Annotated in this window: 16 protein-coding genes; 4 read left to right on the forward strand and 12 right to left on the reverse strand. The window is 36.0% G+C overall.

The annotated features are described in order from the left end of the window. Together J3U16_RS07775 and rlmF are read right to left on the reverse strand one after the other, a co-directional pair. Nucleotides 1–653: hypothetical protein (locus J3U16_RS07775; protein ID WP_267342827.1), on the reverse strand; the 653-nt coding region annotated here is incomplete at its 3' end. Nucleotides 654–1,285: 632 nt separating this feature from the next. Next, the gene (gene rlmF, locus J3U16_RS07780; protein WP_267342828.1) at nt 1,286–2,221 is read right to left on the reverse strand and encodes a 23S rRNA (adenine(1618)-N(6))-methyltransferase RlmF; all 936 of its coding nucleotides are present in this window, start codon (nt 2,219–2,221) and stop codon (nt 1,286–1,288) included. A gap of 247 nt (nt 2,222–2,468) precedes the next feature. On the opposite strand from rlmF, the gene J3U16_RS07785 reads away from it, so the two are divergent. Next, entirely contained in the window at nt 2,469–3,836 is a 1,368-nt protein-coding gene (locus tag J3U16_RS07785) for a sodium:proton antiporter (RefSeq protein WP_267330210.1), read from the forward strand. Between the two features lie 75 nt (nt 3,837–3,911). Here J3U16_RS07785 and J3U16_RS07790 read toward each other — a convergent pair whose 3' ends face one another. The 3 genes from J3U16_RS07790 to J3U16_RS07800 are packed head-to-tail and all read right to left on the reverse strand — an operon-like array spanning nt 3,912 to nt 8,069. Then, nucleotides 3,912–5,093 carry a carbohydrate porin gene (locus J3U16_RS07790; protein WP_267342829.1) on the reverse strand — a complete coding sequence of 394 codons (1,182 nt, stop codon included), beginning with the start codon at nt 5,091–5,093 and terminating at the stop codon, nt 3,912–3,914. A 26-nt stretch (nt 5,094–5,119) separates the two neighbouring features. Then, the gene (locus tag J3U16_RS07795; RefSeq protein WP_267330208.1) at nt 5,120–6,475 is read right to left on the reverse strand and encodes an MFS transporter; all 1,356 of its coding nucleotides are present in this window, start codon (nt 6,473–6,475) and stop codon (nt 5,120–5,122) included. A gap of 25 nt (nt 6,476–6,500) precedes the next feature. Continuing rightward, entirely contained in the window at nt 6,501–8,069 is a 1,569-nt protein-coding gene (locus tag J3U16_RS07800) for a hypothetical protein (RefSeq protein WP_267337510.1), read from the reverse strand. A 249-nt stretch (nt 8,070–8,318) separates the two neighbouring features. On the opposite strand from J3U16_RS07800, the gene J3U16_RS07805 reads away from it, so the two are divergent. Continuing rightward, nucleotides 8,319–9,125, forward strand: a complete 807-nt coding sequence (locus J3U16_RS07805; RefSeq protein ID WP_065734585.1) for a helix-turn-helix domain-containing protein — start codon at nt 8,319–8,321, stop codon at nt 9,123–9,125. A 77-nt stretch (nt 9,126–9,202) separates the two neighbouring features. Here the strand turns inward: J3U16_RS07805 and J3U16_RS07810 are convergent, their stop codons facing one another. Continuing rightward, nucleotides 9,203–10,003 (reverse strand): DUF1266 domain-containing protein, encoded by an 801-nt coding sequence (locus tag J3U16_RS07810; RefSeq protein WP_267342831.1) that lies wholly within the window; start codon nt 10,001–10,003, stop codon nt 9,203–9,205. Between the two features lie 289 nt (nt 10,004–10,292). Here J3U16_RS07810 and rhaS point away from each other — a divergent pair, with 289 nt between their 5' ends. Both rhaS and J3U16_RS07820 read left to right on the forward strand, forming a co-directional pair. Beyond that, on the forward strand, nt 10,293–11,111 hold the full coding sequence (gene rhaS, locus J3U16_RS07815; RefSeq protein ID WP_081303373.1) for an HTH-type transcriptional activator RhaS: 819 nt from the start codon (nt 10,293–10,295) through the stop codon (nt 11,109–11,111). Nucleotides 11,112–11,140: 29 nt separating this feature from the next. After that, nucleotides 11,141–11,989, forward strand: a complete 849-nt coding sequence (locus tag J3U16_RS07820) for a helix-turn-helix domain-containing protein (RefSeq protein ID WP_065562546.1) — start codon at nt 11,141–11,143, stop codon at nt 11,987–11,989. A 63-nt stretch (nt 11,990–12,052) separates the two neighbouring features. Here J3U16_RS07820 and rhaM read toward each other — a convergent pair whose 3' ends face one another. The 6 genes from rhaM to rhaB form a co-directional block, all read right to left on the reverse strand. Continuing rightward, a complete protein-coding gene (gene rhaM, locus J3U16_RS07825; RefSeq protein WP_065562547.1) occupies nt 12,053–12,367 on the reverse strand; it encodes an L-rhamnose mutarotase in 315 nt (104 codons plus the stop codon). A 73-nt stretch (nt 12,368–12,440) separates the two neighbouring features. Next, nucleotides 12,441–13,595, reverse strand: coding sequence for a lactaldehyde reductase (gene fucO, locus J3U16_RS07830; protein ID WP_065562548.1), 1,155 nt, complete (start codon nt 13,593–13,595; stop codon nt 12,441–12,443). Between the two features lie 12 nt (nt 13,596–13,607). Then, nucleotides 13,608–14,642, reverse strand: coding sequence for an L-rhamnose/proton symporter RhaT (rhaT, locus tag J3U16_RS07835; protein WP_065562549.1), 1,035 nt, complete (start codon nt 14,640–14,642; stop codon nt 13,608–13,610). 53 nt (nt 14,643–14,695) lie between these two features. Continuing rightward, nucleotides 14,696–15,520 (reverse strand): rhamnulose-1-phosphate aldolase, encoded by an 825-nt coding sequence (gene rhaD / locus J3U16_RS07840; RefSeq protein WP_065562550.1) that lies wholly within the window; start codon nt 15,518–15,520, stop codon nt 14,696–14,698. Between the two features lie 10 nt (nt 15,521–15,530). Beyond that, nucleotides 15,531–16,784 carry an L-rhamnose isomerase gene (locus J3U16_RS07845; RefSeq protein ID WP_065734588.1) on the reverse strand — a complete coding sequence of 418 codons (1,254 nt, stop codon included), beginning with the start codon at nt 16,782–16,784 and terminating at the stop codon, nt 15,531–15,533. Nucleotides 16,785–16,824: 40 nt separating this feature from the next. After that, on the reverse strand, nt 16,825–18,225 hold the full coding sequence (rhaB, locus tag J3U16_RS07850; protein WP_267342833.1) for a rhamnulokinase: 1,401 nt from the start codon (nt 18,223–18,225) through the stop codon (nt 16,825–16,827). Between the last annotated feature and the right edge of the window lie 115 nt (nt 18,226–18,340).

The raw sequence follows: 18,340 nt of genomic DNA on the forward strand, positions 1-18,340 counted from the left end.
GCACCAGTAGTAGGAAAGTTTCTACCGTAAAGTGACGGGTCTGTTTCTTGAGTGAGAAAACCCTTAGCAGGGTCCCACATTGAAGCTGGACCAGCAAAATCACCTCTACCAAAAGTCAAATTAGGTCTGGCAAAACAAACCACCGGCGAAGCCTTAGGATTGACGTAATAAGTCACATTACTGGCACTGAAAGTACTACGATTAGGAAATCCGTAACGAGTCGATAATGTACCGTTAGTACTAGATAACTTAACCTTATAAGGTGAATTACAAGTCGTTAACACGGAATTACGTGATACTGACTGATTGTTTTTATCGACGATAGATAAACTTAAACGACCAGTAGCACTAACGCCAGAATCTCCATCATCATCACCCCAATAATTATTAGGAGGACCGATAAGTGTACTTAAATCGACCAAAGTAGAATTAGTAGGAACGAACATACGAATATCAGCAAAACTCTGACCCGCAACCGGCAAGACGATTGGTGCTGAAGAAGATGAAGTATTGGTTGAAGGCGTGTAATTAGCTCCGTTAGATAGTGTAATCCCAAGCAGACCGTTAGCATCAACTGCACGAGTACGACCACCGTCGAAAGTTAGATAAGGTGCACTACCCTGTATCGCATTCCTAGTTGTCTGTGATGTCAATGCGTGACCCGAAAAAGGAAGGAAAAAGACCACGAAAAAAACAATCTGCCGGGATAATTGGGAAAAGGATCGAAATCTGAAAGAGGATCCGGAAAACGACCGGAAAAAAGATCGAGAAGAGGATCGCGGAAGCGATCGCGCGAAAATTCGCAGAATTTCACTTGATTGAGTAGAAAAATAAGTTTCAGTGAAAAATTTAAACTGGGTGCTGGACTTAGACGAATTTAAAAGATAGGTTGGCCAGGTTGCCTGTTGCCTGTTGCCTGTTGAAAATTATAATGCATATGTGACAATCCTGTCAAGTAATTTTTTGATTAATTTACAATTTTATACTTTTCTGTCAAATTTTAGCCTATTAGCTAAAACCGTGTAAAAAGTATAGTGATTGGAAAAACACGATGCAACATTTTTTTTCGCTCAATTACGTTAACTTTTGTAAATCGGATCTAAAAATGATCTAAATTATAATTATTTAACTATTGTTTTAATTGAATATATCACAGTTACAAATCTTTAAAATTAGAGCGATTGATCCTCAAAAATTTTATTTTAAGGCTTTGAATTAGAAATTTAGTGATTTTGATCATTTAAAAGTTTTTAAGTGAAATTTAAAACTTCAAAAACCCCGCTCCTCAACTTTTTTTGATTATCATTTTCCGCTCTTCTTGATCAAAAAACGTCCACGCAACAAAACGGCTAATTTTTTGTCCTTGAGCCATAGAGACAATTTTATATTCAGTTGCCACTTTTAGTTGTTTTTTTATTTTGCTTAGCGTCTCTTTTTTCGATACCAATGAGGTAAACCACAGGCATTGCGTTTTGTATTTGATACTCTCTTTTATCATTTTAGAGATAAATGCACTTTCTCCCCCTTTGCACCAGAGTTCAGCGTGTTGTCCACCAAAGTTGAGGATGAGATTATCTTTCGTTGAATTTACTTTTCCCAACTTTTTAAGTTTAGTGTAAGCACTTGCATGTGCTTCTTGTTCGGAGGCGTGAAAAGGTGGATTGCATAGGGTGGCTAGGTAAAATTCTTTAGGTTGAATGATATTTTCAAAAATAGCTTCGTTGTCAGGTTGTAAGCGACATTGTAATGTGTTTTTTAATAGATCATTAGATTGTGCTATCAATGAAGCAACTTTTATTGATGTTGGATTGATATCACTACCCACAAATGACCAACCATACTCTGCACAACCAATAATTGGATAAATAATATTCGTCCCAACCCCAATATCTAAAATGCGAACCTGTTTACCTGTAGGAATTTGGTTATCTTGCGCTAACAGATCGGCAAGATAGTGTATATAATCTGCTCGCCCCGGGATTGGCGGACATAGATAGTTGTCAGGAATGTCCCAATACGAAAGTTGATAATAGTGCAATAATAGCGCTTTATTTAGCATTTTGACCGCAGTAGGATCAGCAAAATCAATCGTTAACCGTCCATATTGATTAGGCTTTACAAAATTAGATAGTTCGTTCAATGTTTTGATAAGTAAATCAAATGGATAACCATTAATGTGTTTATTGCGGTGGTGTAAAGCTGTTTTTTTGATTGATTGCATGGATGATCCAACATAGAGAATTAATCACTATTATAACGTTTTTGAGCAAATTTGTGAAAATAGCGAGAGATTTTATGCTTCAAAAACCCCGCTCCTCAACTTTTTTTATAATCGTTAAGTTATACGATTGTGGATGATTCGAAAATTAATTTTGAATTTGTTATAATCATCCACTTTAAATCCAACCGATAATACAATGAAAAATCTAAAAAAGTTTTTGATATTCCCTTTTTTTAGTTTAATGCTTATGTCTTTTGATTCCTATGCGAGTGAGTTTCATGGACAGGCGTTATCATTACTTTGGGTGATCCCTTTCGTTGGAATTTTGTTATCGATTGCTTTATGTCCACTATTTTTAGCCCGATTATGGCATTATCACTACGGTAAAGTTGTTGCCGTTTGGACGTTATTATTTTTGGGGTTTGCGCTGGTTTCATTTGGTTTAACGACAACAATTGAACTAACAGTACACGCCATTGTTCAGGAGTATATTCCTTTTATATTATTACTTTTGGCTTTGTTTACGGTTTCCGGTGGCATTCTGATTAAGAGTGATAAAATCAGCACACCAAAATCCAACGTTATTTTACTGATGATTGGCGTTGTGCTTGCTTCAATTATGGGAACAACTGGCGCTGCGATGTTGATGATTCGTCCACTACTTCGAGCTAATCGTCAACGACAGTATGCTGTACACACGGTAATATTTTTTATCTTTTTAGTTGCCAATATTGGCGGTGGATTAACGCCTTTAGGCGATCCACCGTTATTTATTGGTTTTTTAAAAGGTGTCGATTTTTTCTGGACAGTTAAGCATATGCTGTTGCCTGTTGTGTTTACATCAGGGTTATTGTTAATTATTTATTATTTTATCGATCATTACTATTACGTTAAGCAGTATGGTGTGAATAGCAATCCAATTAGTGCTAAGCCTGTTAAGTTATATGGTCTAAATAATCTTGTATTATTATTGGCTATTATTGCTAGCGTGATTTTGTCTGGTGTGTGGCATTCATCGATAAGTTTTACTATTTTAGGTTCACAAATCGCATTACAAAATTTAGTTCGTGATGGTCTTTTTATTGCTATTACGATAATTTCAATAATGATTACCCCAAAACAAGTTCGAGCAGGCAACGAATTTAATTGGGAGCCGATAAAAGAGGTTGCTAAGTTATTTATTGGGATTTTTATTACTATTGTGCCTGTGCTGGCGATTTTACGTGCGGGTAATGATGGTGCGTTGGCTTCGGTCATTTCATTGGTGACTAATGACCAAGGTGCACCAATAAATAGTATGTATTTTTGGTTATCAGGATTGCTATCCGGATTTTTAGATAATGCACCAACTTATCTGGTCTTTTTCAATCTTGCTTCGGGTAATGCTAGTAGCTTAATGACGACGTTTGAAAGCACTTTACTGGCTATTTCAATGGGCTCGGTATTTATGGGCGCTTTAAGTTATATTGGTAATGCCCCTAACTTTATGGTTAAAAGCATTGCGGACCAAAATAAAATCAATATGCCTAGCTTTTTTGGTTATATGAAGTGGTCAATCGGGATTTTGATTCCGGTTTTTATTATTGATAATTTGGTGTTTTTTGTGTTTTTTTAAGAAATGACTCTTTTTAGAATTCCCCAAGTAAAGTGCGTATTATTTTTACTTGGGGTGAATGTTAATTAGTCTTATTTAAAAGAAATATTTAAAACGGACCCTTGCGCCATAACGATTATCGTTACCTCCTCCTTGTTTTTCATCGCGCTCTAATCTAGATAAGTAAGTCCCTAAATAGATATTGAAGTTATCCATATCCATCACATTTGAAATTAAGTATGAGGCATTGACAGTATGTAATTTATATTTGCCTTTAGCATAAATTTCACCATCACCTCGATAATTTGTATTAAATGCTTTTATATCATTGGCAGCATAGATGTAACCAAGACCAATACCTTTCCAAATACCATTGATACCCGCGGTAAAATCTTTTTCTTGTTCGGCATCTAAATAGGAGATGCTGCTATTGAGCAGTAATCCCTCAGATGATTTATCAAAATCACCTGCACTATTCCAACTCATCGTTAAGCCATACCCATTACGTTTTGACTGATCATGCCATTTGCCGTTTATATCATGATAACCATAAGCGTTATTAACAACATTACGCTCCATTGCTAGGGCTGCTGATATATCATTATTTCGGTAGGATATGATGGGACGTAAGTAAACGACGTTTTTATCTTTTTGCAATTTATATCCATGATAACGGCTATGATCAAATAAGGAGGTACCATCTTTTACCATCGCATTAACTTGCAAGTTCAAATCCCCAAACTCTTTGGTTAATTCGATTGCACCGCCGTTACTGCTACGCCCTCTACCCTCTTTCATCATATAGATGTAACCAAAACCATCACTATATAAATCGTTGGCAGTATTGCCAGAATATTCTATGAAGGTATCTTGCCCAAGTGGGAACATGTCGTAAGCTTCATAGCGACCAATTCGTAGGCGCCAGTCATCTTTTTTACCAAAATAGAAACTAGCATCATCTAGGTTAACTTTACCTCCCATGTCAGCAAGCGGTTGCACCGAGAATCCTGCATAGTTCTGATTCGCTAATTCTCTTTTCCCATCCAAACCGAATAAAATACGGCCATTTATATCCCACTGATCTGTGTCATTAGCATCAAAGTCTTTGTTTGCCGATGTTCTAAGTGAGGTTAACTGCTTTTTTTTGCTTGCAGCATCAATATTAAATTCGACATCGCCATAAAGTTTAAGTGTTCCTTGTTCGGTCTGCCATTCAATGGATGCTAATGCGGATAAAGAATAGAAACAGCAGACTCCAGCTATTATTTTTAATTTCATCGTTATTTCCTTTTAATGTAAATTGATTAAACTTTTTGTTCATCATTAAGATTTCTGGCATCTAATTCAGCTCGAATTGAAGTATAACTGTCATCAAGTTTGTAGAACTTAGCTATCCAAATCATCGAGGCAATAATTAAAATGGCAGGTAAATATAAGTAACAGAGTTTGATTGCAAAAAGCGCACTTGGTACTTGAACTGCATTGGCAACATATCCACCAGATGAGAGTAAAAAACCGGTAATAGCACCAGCACCAGCCATCGCCACTTTGCCAAAGAATCCATTGATTGATGTCAAAATTCCGGCAGTATTAATACCGGTTTTCCATACACCATAATCAACCGGGTCAGCCTGCATTGAAAAATAAATAGCAAGGCGTTGCCCAGCACCGAGTGATAAGATAACCGCGCCGATGATAAGACCAAGATGATTCACGCCCGATAACATCATTATTCCCATACCAATTAAGTTGATAGCGCTTGAAAATAGATAGACATGTCGTTTTTTCATCTGATTGGCTAAGAATGGTACGGTAAGTGTGCCAATTAAGGGGACGAAAGTTGATATTCCCGCAATTATTGCGGTAAGGTTTTCGCTTTGTACGTAATAGTTGAAGAAATAGACTAAGGAGCCAGTTTGTAAAAAGAATGCGCCCCACATAAGAAAGATGTTAGTTGCAAAGATTTTCCATGGGTTGTTGTCTTTTAAACCTTTCCATGCTCTAGTTAAGGTCATTCGCTCTTGTTGTATAGTGATTTTTTCCTCAACATTTTTAAAACTGACTATCAGAAAGAAAGTCGCAATAATCCCAAAAACAATAGCGGTATATAAAAAGCCATGTGTTTGATCACCATTTCCCAATGTCGCAACTAGCGGTAATGTTGCCACTGCAACAATCGTTGAACCTAAGGAACCTAATAAAATTCTTACTGAAGATAAGGTTGTTCTTTCTAATGAATCCGCAGTTAAAAATGGCAACATTGCACTAAATGGTATGTTGACCAAGGTATAGATAAAAGAGAGGCAAAGATAGGTGATAAAGGCATAGATTAGTTTACCGGTCGTTCCAAAATCAGGCACATAGAAAACTAAAATACACAATATGCCAAACGGTATTGCGCCGATTAATAGCCATGGACGACAACGTCCCCAACGTGTGGATGTATTATCGATAACTAAGCCCATTAAGACATCAGCAACACCATCAACCAGCCGGGTAACTAAAAACATTAGACCGACATAATAAGCGGGTAGTGCCATTACGTCCGTATAAAAATACATAAGATATAATGAGATTAATTGCCATACTAAATTACAAGATAAGTCAGCAATCCCATAACCTATGCGTTGCCGCCAAAGAGAAAATAATGAATTGACCATTTTTTTATTCCTTATAAATTTTTAGTTAAAGTTTATTTTGTCGAATAAACCAAGCCGGTGTGCAACTCCAAGCATGACAGTAGCTATTGATGATTTTGCTACCATACGGTGAATAATTAGGGTCGTTTGGATCAAACAATTCCCAAAATGTGTCTGCCCCAAATTCGACCATTTTTCCCCAATATGCTTTAATCTCATCAATGGCTTGTTGTTTCATGCCTGTTTTGAACAAGGCTAAGATGTAGTGATGTCGTAAGTAAGGCGTGTTCATGCCGATTTCTGGTGGAGTTGTTATTAATTGCGTTAATAATTTTTGTTGATGAGCTAAATCGCCTACATCAGCTAAAACCATCCAAATTTGTGTGGCGAAACTAATTTGTTTTTGTTCGCCGCTGGTGTAAAAACCGGCTTGCTCGTCCCATAATGTTTGTGCTGCTCTTTTAACCAAATCTAATTTTTGGTTAAGCGCCTGAGTTATTTCAGGTTGAAAATGTTGGGAAAGTCGACATGCTTTGTCTAAACAGTAAATTAAAACACCTTGAGAAGCGCCTTGTTTATTGAGTTTTTCGTGCCAATCAATAAATGACCACCAATCATCACTATCTTGAACTAATCCTTGCGCGTCACAACGTTTTAGATTTATTTCAATTTGCTGTAACGCGATCGGCCATAGCTCTTTAACCGTTTGTCGATCATTAGTTTGATTAAAGTAGTCGTAAAGGACATCGACAAAAAGAAGTGAGTAATCAAATAAAAAAGTATCGTCAGCAATAATGTCAGGTTTAACAAAGACATTAGAGGAAACCAGACCATCTTCCCGACGATGGCTAGCAAAGAGGTATAAGCATCTGCGGACTAAATCGTGCTGTTGAAAAGTGACGTTGTTCACTAGGGCTTGTAAGCGTAAATCGCCTAACCACAGTCTTCTATCTCTTTTCGGTCCATCCTCGAATACGTCTTGCATACAATTTCGAAGCGTGTGAATGGAGACTTGATCTATCTTCGCTAATAGCGGATCTGATGATTGATAGCTAAGACAGTGTTCTGGTGCTGAACTGACTGTGTTAAAAGTTATATCTTTAAATAAAATTTGGTATTTAGGCGATAGTGAGACAATATCTATTTTTAAGTATCGAAAACAGTAGCGTCGAGATAAGTTGATTTTAGCGGGTAAAATATCAATGTATTCATCATGCTGTTGTAACCAGCTTTTGCTAAGCCAACCTTGATATTGACTGAATGGTTCAGCAATTTCACACAGTGTTTCACCAAATGTTAATTTTATATGCGCAGGCGCATCAGGAGGGCTACCAGTAGATTCGCACAAGAAAGAGAGGTAACCAACATTGTGTTGACCAAAATCAATTATAAAACTATCACCTGAATGAAAACTCTGATTGAGATAATCATTTGCATCACTCACTATTTTTGATGACCAATGATGAATAGCACTTGGATCATTGATGAGCGAAATAATCTTTTGGGGTGAGATCTTTTTTTGATAAATCTTTGGTTGTAATTGCTTTGCTTTCAGAATAAATGCATTATCTTTTACCATAACTGCATCAATATTTTTTTGAATTGCTTGTGCCATATTCTTCTCCTATAGAAAACATTTAGGAGTATAGCTATGCAAAACAAAAGCTAGCCACTAAGATACTGCCAGATTGCGTTTATAAATGGCAATATTAAAAAGCTTATACCGAGCAAGTTCACATTTTTAAGAATATTATTTTTTATCTCATGTTTAATTACTTTATTGTATTTATATGACGGATAAAAATTGTCTTTTATTTAACGGGATACCTTGATAATAAGTTACCGTTGTAAGGATATAATCAATATGTATACTTTAAAAATTGACACTTATTTTAATCATAAATCAGATAAATTAGCCCTTTATAAGAGTGACCCTGAGGACAACGGTTGCGAGCATAATCATGAGTTCGACGAGTTAGTGATTGTTGAGCACGGTCATGGTTTACATGTTATTAATGGTAAGCCGTTATTTATTCAACAAGGTGATGTTTTTTTAGTTAGAGGGCATGATTACCATTTTTATGATGATCTCGGAACGCTAAAGCTAACTAATATCCTGATTAATCCCAATCAGAATTTTACTTTTTTGAAGAATATGGAGGAGCTATTAAGGCCTATCTCCGCTAGTGATTTAAGTTCTTATATTTGGTTAGCGCCTAATATTCGTAAAGAGTGTAATTCTGTTATTGATCAGTTATTTAATTTAAATAATTCAATTGAGCATCGTGAGTATCTGTTTTTTAAATTGCTTGTTATCATTAAGCAATATCAACGTCAGTCACAACAAAATAATACCCGCTATAAACTCCATCTTTTGCTTAACCATCTTCAAGAAAATTGCTTTGATGAATATGATTGGAACAATATAGCGCAAACATTTCATTTAACAACACGTACCATGTTTAGGCATATTAAACAAGCAACCGGCCTAACTCCTGAAAATTACATCAGACGATTACGGTTAATGTCAGCAAGATTAAAGATTAGAGAAAGTGATATGACTATTACCGAAATATCATTACTTTGTGGTTTTGTTAATAGTACTCATTTTACTACACTGTATAAAAAAACGTTTGGTATCACGCCATCTGAAGAGCGAAAATTTAACTAAATTTTAATATGGTTGGTTTTAAATGACGATTAAGTATTTAAGTACTTGTGACAGTTTACACTGTCACAAGCATTAAATTAATTATTTAACGGATATTTGAGCCATGGGCTCTCTTCGGAAGTGGTGCTTTGAGTGTAGATATCAAATAGACCAGGAAGCGATGCATCATCAGGCTGATACACAGCACGACCTAGCATATAACTTTGACCAAATTCTTTCCAATTGACAAAATTTTCTTTAACCGTTGGTAAAACTGAGTTAATCGATTGCCATGCTTGATCTTTGCTAATATAGCCCGCTATATAGCTTGCTCTGGCAATATAAACTAGGCGTCCTAAATCCCATGCAATTGAACCTCGTAGTAGAATTTGACGCAATTCGTCTTGGTCTTCAGCGACTTTGTTTTCAATTAACATTGAAGATACTTGATCTAATCTTGAGCAATAGATTGTAATAATATCACGGTAATCTTCTGGAACTTGGTCATCAATACAACTTTGCCACTGCTCTTTAGAAACGTTTAGATAAATTTCAATCGCGACATCGATGAGTTTGTGAACTGATCCAAAAGAGGATAAACATTCAGTAGCACTTTGTGGAGAAGTTACATCCCAAGCTGTACTTAAGCGATATCGCTGTTCTTTTTTACCAGAGTTTCGGGCATCGCTTTCTAAGCTATCCCAACAAAACATATGTTGCTCTGAAATAATAAGTCCAGCTGATAATGCATTTTGCTGGTCAACTGTCAGTTGTTCAGTTTTTTGAGAATTTTGGGGAAAAGGTTTGTGTTTTAAAGTTTTAATGAGAATCGTAATCACTCTATTGTATCGTACAAGTAGTGACGCTAAAAGAATCAAAATTACAATTAAGATTTCCATATGAGTATCTTCATTTTTTGACATAAATCAATTTAAGTGCGCAAAAAATATCACAAATAATAACTTCCAACAAGATGAAAATTTAAAAAAAATTAAGCTGTTTATATCACTCATTTTTTAAACAAAGTAGTTTGAAAAAATGTGAAGCTTCGCACATTTTTAATAAAAATTCCTGTATAGCTATAATTTATTGCCAAAATATTATATTAGCTGTCCAAATTTTAAAGGTGAGATTTCGATTTACTTTTTAGAATGTGGTTGTAGGTTTTTATAAGGAGTGAGGTTCAAAATGATTGAGATGTTACTTGATAAAGATTTTTTTTCGTCTAGCGATCAAAATATCACCGTTGAGCCTCGGGCGCCTCAACCCGTCTACCCTGAACACACGCATAATTTTAATGAAATCGTTATTGTGACAAGTGGGTATGGAAAACATATTTTAAATGGGCGACTATTTGATTTATATCCAGGTATGATGTTTTATATTAAGGCTTCAGACTGCCATTTGTATGAGAACGTTAATAATCTACATTTGACCAATATTTTATTTAGAGATCCTGAGAATTTTCATTTTATTAATGGGATAAATCAGTTAATTCCAAATCCTGATCCGATTCATTCTCATTACTTTTTTGATAAAAAATCTGATGAAAATATTCAATCGATTATTAAGCAATTGACGCAAAATCAATCAAGTGCTGTACAGGAAAGTTTATTTTTACAATTACTACTTATTTTTAATAAGAATTTTTATGTCAATGAAGGTTCTGGATCATCTGATAATCGCGTTAAGCAGTTGTTGCGTTGGTTACAGATCAATTTTAAGGAGCAAATTGATTGGGAACAGTTAACGGCACAATTTTCATTGTCATTGCGCTCTTTTCATAGGAAGATGAAAAATGAGATTGGCATCACGCCTCAAAAATATTTAATAAAGTTGCGGTTAGCTAATGCTTATACTCAGTTAATTTATAGCAATAAATCTATTACAACCATTGCGCAAGAATGTGGTTTTAATGATAGTGCTTATTTTTCTACCTGTTTTAAACAAGAATTTACGTTTTCGCCACAAGCATTACGTAATAACCCAGATAAAGGGTATCATTAGTTGTTTTACTAGTAAGTCAGGAACAGTTTATGGAAAGATGTTTGCGTTTATATAAACAAGATTATTTTATTTCAAAGATGAATACTGTTACTGTCGAAAAACGTGATCATCAACACCCTTTTCCTTTACATGATCACGATTTTTATGAAATTGTGATTGTTTGTTCAGGTAATGGTTTGCATTATTGGAATGATTATATTTATCCAATTACCAGTGGTGATATTTTATATATTAATCCCAAAGATGTGCATGGTTATGAGTCAGTTAATGATCTCAAATTGGATAATATTTTATATTTGAGAGAGTCACTTTTTTTATTATCGACTATCGAGTCTTATTTACCTAAAGTGACAGCCAAACATAATGAGCGTTCTTGGCGAATTCAACCTTCATACCTTAAACTTTTATCTCCACTTATCGAAAAATTAGCTATCGAATCAAAGAAAAATAATTTAGCCTCCGTACATTTATCTGAGGCACTTTTTCTGCAATTAGTTATTTTGTTAGACCGGATAAAACAAGCACCAAAGGTAACGGAGCCGACTGCTACTCATCAGTTGGATTTATTGTTTACCGCGCTCCATAACAGTATTGCAACACCATTTAATGTTGATGTTTTTTGCAAGGAAAATCATATTGCAAGCCGTTCACTTAGTCGTTTATTTAAAAGCCAAACAGGGATGACCATTAGTGGTTATTTACAAAAAAGGCGATTATGTGATGCCATGTCTTTACTTCGTAATACTAATTATTCGATTAGTATGATTGCTGCTGAGTGTGGTTACGATGATAGTAACTATTTTTCCTCAGTGTTTAAAAAGCAAACCAATCAAACGCCTTCAGAGTACCGGGCTAAATTTAATGATAAGAAGTGCTAGGTGAAGGTAGATTAAATATATATTCAATTTACTCTCTTTTAGGCTTTAAAAGAGAGTAATGTTTTATTCTAAATAAAAGACTTCTGCTAATGATTCACTAATTGGGCTGTTGTCTGGGTTGCTTGGCATGATATCTTTCATAAACGCCCACCATTTTTGACAAGCTGCTGTTTTAGCTACTGCATCCCATCGCTCTTCTGATTCGATTTCAACATAAGCAAAAAGTAGATTTCTTTTGCTGTCTAAAAATATTGAGTAATTGTGAGCGCCATGGGCTTTTAGTTCTTTTACCAGCTCAGGAAAAATTTCGTCATGCCGTTTTTTATATTCAGCATGTTTGTCAGGATGGACCTGCATTATGCTTGCTTTTCTTATCATAATAGCTCCTTTTTAATGAATTAGGTTAAATTTGCATTTAACCTATTTCATTATCACGTGTACATTCAATTTTTTATTGGTAAATAGAATGATATAGTTGCTCAATTTCTTTTACGTTAGTGTCACGCGGATTGCCTCCGGTACAAACATCATCAAAAGCAGCTTGAGCTAACGCAGGGATATCCTCAAGTTTTACGCCAATATCTTTTAATGTAGGAGGGATACCAACATCTACGTTAAGTTGTTTAACAGCATCGACAGCAGCTTTTCTTGCTTGTTCGATCGTCATTTGTTCTGTTTTAGCCACTCCCATCGCTTTAGCAATATCACGATATTTTTCACCAGTAAATTCGGCATTGTAAGCCATGATATGAGGTAAAAGTACCGCATTAGCTACACCGTGAGGCGTTCCATAAAATGCTCCAAGTGGGTGAGCCATTCCGTGAACTAAACCTAATCCCACATTTGAAAAGCCCATGCCAGCAATATATTGGCCTAATGCCATGTCTTGAGAACCTTTTGCAATCCCTTTTACTGAGTCACGTAATGAACGAGATATGACTTCTATTGCTTTAAGATGGAACATGTCTGATAGTTCCCAAGCGCCTTTGGTTATATAACCTTCAATGGCGTGAGTTAAGGCATCAACACCTGTTGCTGCTTTTAAACTCGCTGGCATACTTGTCATCATATCGGAATCTATGATTGCGACAACGGGAATATCGTGAGGGTCAACGCAGACAAATTTACGTTTTTTCTCTTCATCGGTAATGACGTAGTTAATGGTCACTTCAGCTGCTGTACCTGCTGTTGTAGGAATAGCGATTGTGGGTACTGCTGGTTTTTTCGTTGGCGCTACCCCTTCAAGACTACGAACATCAGAAAATTCTGGATTGTTGATAATAATACCGATCGCTTTTGCGGTATCTTGTGGTGAGCCACCACCAATTGCAATTAGGTAGTCGGCACCCGATTGTTTGAAGACTTCAACCCCTTTTTGAACAATACCAATAGTTGGATTTGGCATGACTTCATCAAATATTTGATAAGCAAAGCCATTGTCATCTAATAGTTTTGTTACTTTAGTTGCTACTTTGAATTTAATTAAATCTTTGTCAGTAACCACTAATGCTTTTTTAAAACCCCGTTTTTTTACTTCATCTACGATGTGGCTGATTGAACCAGCGCCAAAGTAAGATGTTTCATTTAGAATCATTCTATAAGCCATAATGTTTTCCTTTTAATTCGTCATGCCTAAACCAACAATGTTCGCTGCAACAATGATAACTAAGCAGCCAATACAAAGTATTCGTACTGGTTTTTTGCCAGTACCAAACCACTCTTTTAGTGCTAATCCAACAATACCACCACAAAGTACATAGAAACTCATATGTAACATCCAACTCATGAAACCATATTCAGTTGGAATATTTGCATGCCCCCAAGCATAGAAGAAGAATTGGAAATACCACATTGCGCCACCTAAAATGGCAAATAGTATGTTGCTAATAAGTAGGGATTTGGCAACTGAGATATCTTTTTTAAATGAAAGTTCTTTTTTAGCGCAGAGTCGACTAATACAGAAACCTAGATTAATAATTGCACCACCACCCATAATAATGACATAGCTTGGGAGAGCTACGTATAGATGGTCTACGCCAAGTTCGGCAGCTTTTTCGTGCATTGGTACTGCTGCACTCATGGCAAATGACATACCAGCAGAGAAGATACCACACATGATGGCAAGAAGAAGTCCTTTCTTTAAATTAAAATCTTCAACTTGTACTCCAAGTGTTTTTTCTTTCAATAAACCAGCATAAGTTACGATAGCGACACCAATAACAGCAACAACGACACCTAATAATGTCATTTTTCCGCCAGTTGAAGCCAATAATTCACCAAATTTACCTTGTAGTATTGGCGTCATTAGCGTACCAACGATTAAGGTTATGCCAATCGCAATACCTATACCCATCGACATGCCTAAATAACGCATTGTTAGTCCGTAACCAATGTTACCTACTCCCCACATGGCGCCAAATAAGAAAACTGGAATTAATATATCTGAACTAAACGATCCGTAATAAGACCAAAAGTCAGGCAATAAGAAGTAACTAATTGACCATGGCAATATGATCCATGAAAATAGTCCGGCTATAGACCACATGGTTTCCCATGACCAATTTTTTACTTTTTTAAGTGGTGCGTAAAAACACGCGGCAGAAGCGGCACCAACAAAGTGCCAAAATATGCCTAAAATAATTGAACTCCCCATATATTTATCCTTATATTTTTGAAATATAATTTGATATTTTTTATTAGTAGCTTTTACTGTTTTAATGCTTCTTCCATTGGGTTCACATCAAAACGCTCAGCTAATAATCTGAACTCTTCCGTGGATATGGTTTGACGTTTTCCTCCCATTGATAGGACTTTTACAAGAACTTCTGCTGATTTTTCAGCTGTATCAATCAAGCCGAAAGCTTCATCTAACGTTGGTCCTGTTCCAAATACACCATGGAAAGCCCATAACACTAAACTATGTTTTGCCATCTGTTTTGCAGTGGCATAACCAATTTCGTCTTTACCTGGAACCATCCAAGGAACGACACCAACACCATCTGGAAATACAACTAAACATTCGGTACTCATTTCCCACAACAATCGCGTTATTACCGCAGTATCAAGTTCTAGGACATAAGTTAATGCAATTAAATTGGTCGCATGACAGTGCATGATCACGCGGTCTTTTCCTTGGCTTTGTTCGATTCTTACAATATGTGATTGCAGATGAGCAGCGAGTTCAGAAGTCGGTAATCCACCATTTATTAATCCCCACATGATGTAATAACCCTTGCCTTGTTCATCAATTTTGACAATGGCTAACGTATCAGCAGGATCTAAAATGACATTGCGGAAAAACTTACCTGATCCTGTGACAATAAAGTACTGGTTAGCAAGTTTAGTTACATCTTGTGTTAACGATACGTGACGGGGATTTTTATAAAAGTCACTTTGAAAAGAGACCACATCACTTTCAAGTAATCTTAAGCTAACATTACCACCATTACGCTCATCCCATCCTTTTAACCACATATCGTAAGTGGCTTTGATCATCCCTTTTACAAACCAAGAAGAAAGAATCTGTTGCATTTTGTTTTCCTTATGATCGTTTAGTTAAAACTGTTGTTTCATATTGACGAACTTCATCTAACCATCGGCTACCAACTGGTACGTCATTCAATAAACAGTACTGATCCCAAACTGCTTGCCAAGGTAATGATTTTTGTTCTTCGAGTAATGCTAGTCGTGAAGTAAAGTCACGATCGTGTTCATATTTTTTTAATTGCTCGGTAGGTTCTAATAGTGCTTTTAACAAGCATTTTTTCATGTTGCGAGTGCCAATTACCCAAGCGGCAATACGGTTTATAGAGGCATCAAAGAAATCTAAACCAATATGTACTCGGTCAAATAGTTTGTTTCGAATGATTTCGCTCGCGATATTTTGAGTTTCATCATCAAAGAGCACTACGTGATCACTATCCCAACGCACTGGACGGCTAACATGTAGTAAGAGATGTTCAACAAAAGGCATTACGGCAGAAATTTTGTCTGAAATGACTTCAGTTGGATGGAAATGTCCAGCATCTAAACATAGTGCAGTTTTACGTGATGTAGCATAAGCGAGATAGAATTCATTTGATCCAGCAGTATAAGATTCAAGACCAATACCGAACAATTTACTTTCGACTGCATCAATGTGATATTTTTGATCAATCTTTTCTCGAATAATTTCATCCAATGATTCAACTAAGTGTTGTCTTGGTGCAAATTTATCGACAGTAATGTCTTTCATTCCATCTGGTAGCCAGATATTCATGACTGATGGTGTACCTAATTCTTTACCAAAATATTCTGATACCTTACGACAAGCTTTTCCGTGATCTATCCAGAATTGACGAATTTCTGGATTAACATGAGTAAGAGTGCCTTCGTTACTCAAAGGGTGTGAAAAATATGTTGGATTGAAATCTAGACCAATCTGATGTTTTTTAGCCCATTTGACCCAATTGGCAAAGTGTTCTGGTTTGACTTCATTACGATCGACTTTTTGATCTGATTCTAAATAAGAAGCATGAAGATTTAATCGTTTTGGTCCTGGTATAAGGCTAAAGGCTTTATCTAAATCTGATCTTAATTCATCTGCATTACGAGCTTTACCCGGATAATTACCTGTCGCTTGTATACCACCAGTTAATTCACCTTCTTGCTTTTCAAAACCAGCAACATCATCGCCTTGCCAGCAATGTACAGAAATCGGTAATTTTGCCATTGCTGCTATAGCAGCATCTGTATCCACACCGATTTCAGCAAATCTTGCTTTAGCGATCTGATAGGCATTTTCAATTGCGCTCATGAAATACTCCTTAATAAATATAAAATTTTTCTATAATTGGTTAATTACTTTTGGGTTGATAATATTTAGTGTCAAAATTCTGTGAAATGAGTTGTCTTAATGCGTTAACATCAGCAATTTCACCTAATGAAATTAACTGGTAACCCACATTGCCTAAGGCTGATGATTCAATGGGACCTGCGGTAACATTGACATTGCATAAGTCAGCACATAACTGGTTTAAAAAAGCATTTTGGCAACCACCACCGACAATATGTAATGTGTTAATTGGTTTACCACTTAGCATCGATAATTCGTTTAATACATCTCGATATAGATGTGCTAGGCTGTCAAAAATACATCTCACCAATTGAGGGAGATTTTTAGGAGCCTGACCAATGTTTTCTAAACATACCTGTTTGATGGTTTCTGTCATATCATCAGGATTTAGAAACCTTGGATCATTAGGATTAATGAGAAAAGCAAAAGGTTGCTCTTGTTTTGCCAATGTGATTAATTGATTGATATCTTTGACTTCGTGTTCAGAACAAACGCGTTGGAATAACCATAATCCCATGATGTTTTTTAACACTCGATAATTACCATCAACACCACCTTCATTGGTAATATTCGCTTTTAACGCTTCTTTTCCTGTGAAAGGTTGTTTAGATTCCAATCCCATAAGTGACCAAGTACCTGAACATAAATAAGCACTATGTTGGTCCATTAATGGCGCAGCAATAACAGCACTGGCAGTATCATGGCTTGCAATTGCAATTACTGGAATACGATCGCCCTTTGCACTTTGCCAATATCCAACTTGGTTTCCGGGCATACAAATATCACCAAACCATTTACGTGGTATGCCTAGATAATCAAGTAGATCTTTGTCCCAAGTTTGAGTTGCAACATTAACAAGTTGGGTTGTGGTAGCATTGGTATATTCACGATTTAAAACACCGGTCAATCGATAAATCAGATAATCAGGAATCATCACAAAATCAGATACTTGTGACAGCCAAGATGGTGATTCAAGCATCATAGCTTTGAGTTGATAGAGTGTATTGAAGGTTAAGAATTGAATTCCGGTTTTTTGATAAATATTTTCTGTTCCAATTTCATCTTGTACCTTTGACATGATATTGTCAGTACGATGATCACGATAAGAGTATGTCGGTCCGACGATTTGGCCTTGCTTGTCAAGCAATACATAATCAACGCCCCATGTATCTATACCAATACTATCGAGTTTGATTCCTTTTTGAATAATTTTGTTTAATCCATTTAAGATTTCTTGTTCTAAATAGTTCAAATCCCAACAAAAATTTTTACCATCACTTTTATACCCATTACTGAATCGGTGGATTTCTGTTAATGTGATTTTTTGAGATTGATAACTCGACAACATAACTCGGCCACTAGATGCACCTAAATCAATTGCAGCAATATATCTATCTGCCATTATAACTACCCTCAATTTTGCTAATGGGGATAGTCTAGAGAACTATTTTGATAGACACTTTTAATTGACTGCCATTGTTAGTGAAGTTTGGCAAAATTTTTAAAATGCTTGTGAT

The sequence above is a fragment of the Gilliamella sp. B3023 genome (assembly GCF_026536845.1).
In the GTDB taxonomy this organism is placed as follows: Bacteria; Pseudomonadota; Gammaproteobacteria; order Enterobacterales; family Orbaceae; genus Gilliamella; species Gilliamella apicola_E.